This window comes from Deltaproteobacteria bacterium (genome assembly GCA_011375175.1).
Taxonomy (GTDB): Bacteria; Desulfobacterota; GWC2-55-46; order GWC2-55-46; family DRME01; genus DRME01.
The window spans coordinates 1-3084 of record DRME01000124.1 but is presented as its reverse complement, the minus strand read 5'-3'; the positions used below and the strand labels follow the sequence as shown (position 1 = coordinate 3084).

1 protein-coding gene is annotated in these 3084 nt (G+C 65.4%); it reads left to right on the top strand.

Annotated elements, in window-relative coordinates:
- The first annotated feature begins 194 nt into the window (after positions 1-194).
- Positions 195-2882, top strand: a complete 2688-nt coding sequence (gene cadA / locus ENJ37_09905; GenBank protein HHL40809.1) for a cadmium-translocating P-type ATPase — start codon at positions 195-197, stop codon at positions 2880-2882.
- Positions 2883-3084 lie beyond the last annotated feature (202 nt).

Sequence of the window (3084 nt, the reverse complement as noted above, 5' to 3'; positions counted from 1 at the left end):
AAAAGGTTCCCTCAGACTCCCTCCAAAAACTTTTAACGCCCTGCGGTTCCTCCCGATTTTGCTTGCAAAATCGGGAGGAACCGCAGGGAATTAAAAGTCTTTGAAGGGGGTCTGGGGGAAACTTTCTACAGAAAGTTTCCCCCAGTGCAATTTCCTTGATGTTTGCGAAAAGAGCGGGAGGGGAGGTGTTGGCGATGGCGAGAGACCCTGTATGCGGAATGGACGTCGATCCCGCGCAGGCTGCCGAGTCGTCGAAGTACGGCGCAGAGACCGTCTATTTCTGCTCGAAGAGCTGCAGGGAGCGTTTCGAGGCCGACCCGGCCGCTTTCATGGAAGGGGGGGCGCCCGAAGAGGAAGGCGTCCACGCCGGCGGGGGGGGCGGCGGGAGCGCGGGCCGGACGGCTTCGCGGGCCGGGCTCAAGGCTCTGGACATGCCGCTCACCGGCATGAGCTGCGCCTCCTGCGCCGCAAAGATAGAGAAGGCCCTCTCCTCGCTCGACGGCGTCGTCGAGGCGTCGGTCAACTTCGCTACCGAGAAGGTCCGCCTCCGTTACGACCCGCAAAGGACCGGTCCGCAGAGCTTCGTCGAGACCGTCGAGGGGCTCGGCTACGGCACTGCCCGCCACAGGCTCGACCTCCACATCGAGGGCATGAGCTGCGCCTCCTGTGTTGACAAGGTGGAGAAGGCCGTAAAGGGCATAGACGGCGTGCTCGACGCCTCGGTGAACTTCGCAACCGAGCGGGCTACGGTGGAGTACATCCCGACGGCGGCTTCCGTCGAGGATATCGTTGCGGCCGTGGCCGCCGCCGGTTACAGGGCCGTCGCCGGCGGGGGCGAGGACCTCGTCGACCGCGAGGAGAAGGCCAGAAAGGAGGCCTACGAAAGGCTTCGGACAAGGCTCGTCGCCGGCGCCGTCCTCACCCTCGGCGTATTCGTCCTCACCTATCCCGGCTTCTTCGGCCTCGACAGGGTCGTGGACCTCGGCAGGGAGAGCCGCTACCTGCTCCAGTTCCTGCTGGCAACGCCCGTACAGTTCTGGTGCGGTCTCCAGTTCTACAGGGGGGCGCTCGCCGCCGCGCGCCACCGCACCACCGACATGAACACCCTCATCGCCGTGGGCACGTCGGCGGCCTACGCCTACAGCCTCGTCGCCACCTTCGCCCCCGGACTCTTCGAGAGCAGGGGCCTTGCGCCCGAGGTCTACTTCGACACGGCGGCGGCCATAATCGTGCTCATACTGCTGGGCAGGCTCCTTGAGATGCGCGCAAAGGGCCAGACCTCGGAGGCCATAAAAAAGCTCATGGGGATGCAGGCCAGGACGGCCCGTGTGGTGCGCGACGGCGAGGAGAAGGACATACCGGTCGAGGAGGTGGCGGTGGGCGATATCGTCGTCGTCCGTCCCGGCGAGAAGATACCGGTCGACGGGGTCGTGATCAAGGGTTACTCGTCGGTCGACGAGTCGATGATAAGCGGCGAGAGCATGCCCGTGGAGAAGCGGGAGGGCGACGAGGTCATAGGCGCCACCATCAACAAGACCGGCTCCTTCAGGTTCAGGGCCACGAGGGTGGGCCGGGAGACGGCCCTTGCGCAGATCATAAGGATGGTCGAGCAGGCCCAGGGCTCCAAGCCCCCCATAGCGCGCATGGCCGACCTCATAGCGAGCTACTTCGTGCCCGTGGTCATCGCCGTGGCTCTCCTGACCTTCGTCGTCTGGTACGCCTTCGGTCCTGAGCCGAGCTTCACCTACGCCCTCCTCAACTTCGTGGCCGTGCTCATCATAGCCTGTCCCTGCGCCCTCGGTCTCGCCACACCGACGTCCATAATGGTCGGCACCGGCAAGGGCGCCGAGAACGGCATACTCATACGCGGCGGCGAGGCGCTGGAGACGGCCCACAAGCTCACGGCCATAATACTCGACAAGACGGGCACGCTCACAAGGGGCGAGCCCTCGGTGACCGACGTGGTGGCGGCCGGCGGCTTCGACGAACTGGAGGTCCTCTCCTGCGGCGCCTCGGCCGAGAAGGGCTCGGAGCACCCGCTCGGTGAGGCCATCGTCAGGGCGGCCCGCGAGCGCGGCGTCGAGCTGTCCGACCCCGAGGACTTCGCCGCCGTGCCCGGCCACGGCATAAGGGCCGTGGTCGGGGGGGCGGCGGTCCTCTTCGGCAACAGAAAGCTCATGGACGACGAGTCGGTTGACGTCTCCATGCTCGCAGCACGGGCCGAGCGGTTCTCCGACGAGGGCAAGACGCCCATGTACCTCGCCGTCGACGGCCGGGCCGCGGGCCTCATAGCCGTGGCCGACACCCTGAAGGAGAACTCGAAGGCCGCCGTGGCGGCGCTCAAGGGGCTGGGTCTCGAGGTGGCCGTGCTGACCGGCGACAACCGCCGCACGGCCGAGGCCATAGCGGCCCAGGTGGGCGTGGACCGGGTGCTGGCCGAGGTGCTTCCCCAGGACAAGGCCGGTGAGGTGAAGAAACTCCAGGAGCAGGGGCACGTGGTGGCCATGGTGGGCGACGGCATAAACGACGCGCCGGCGCTCGCCCAGGCCGACGTGGGCATAGCCATAGGCACGGGCGCCGACGTGGCCATGGAGGCCTCGGACATAACGCTCATAAGCGGCGATCTCATGGCCATAGTGACGGCCATAGAGCTGAGCAGGGCGACCATAAGGAACATAAAGCAGAACCTCTTCTGGGCCTTCTTCTACAACTCCATGCTCATACCGGTGGCCGCCGGCGTGCTCTACCCATTCTTCGGCGTACTGCTGAGCCCCATCTTCGCCGCCGCCGCCATGGGGCTCTCGTCGGTGAGCGTCGTCTCCAACGCCCTTCGGCTCCGATGGTTCCGGCCCGCGACGGCGGCCGGGGGAGCCTCCCTGTAGGGGGGGGCTTGCCCGCTCCCGCCGCCGGGGGGCGCGGCGAGGTCCGGGGATAAATAATTAGGGAAGCTCTGATTAATTACCCTGGGGGAAACTTTCTGTAGAAAGTTTCCCCCAGACCCCCTTCAAAGACTTTTAATTCCCTGCGGATCATCCCGATTTTGCTTGCAAAATCGGGATGATCCGCAGGGCGTTAAAAGTTTTT

Excerpts from the sequence above, each read along its gene's own strand:
- cadA (HHL40809.1), top strand. The coding sequence starts at position 195 with ATGGCGAGAGACCCTGTATGCGGAATGGACGTCGATCCCGCGCAGGCT.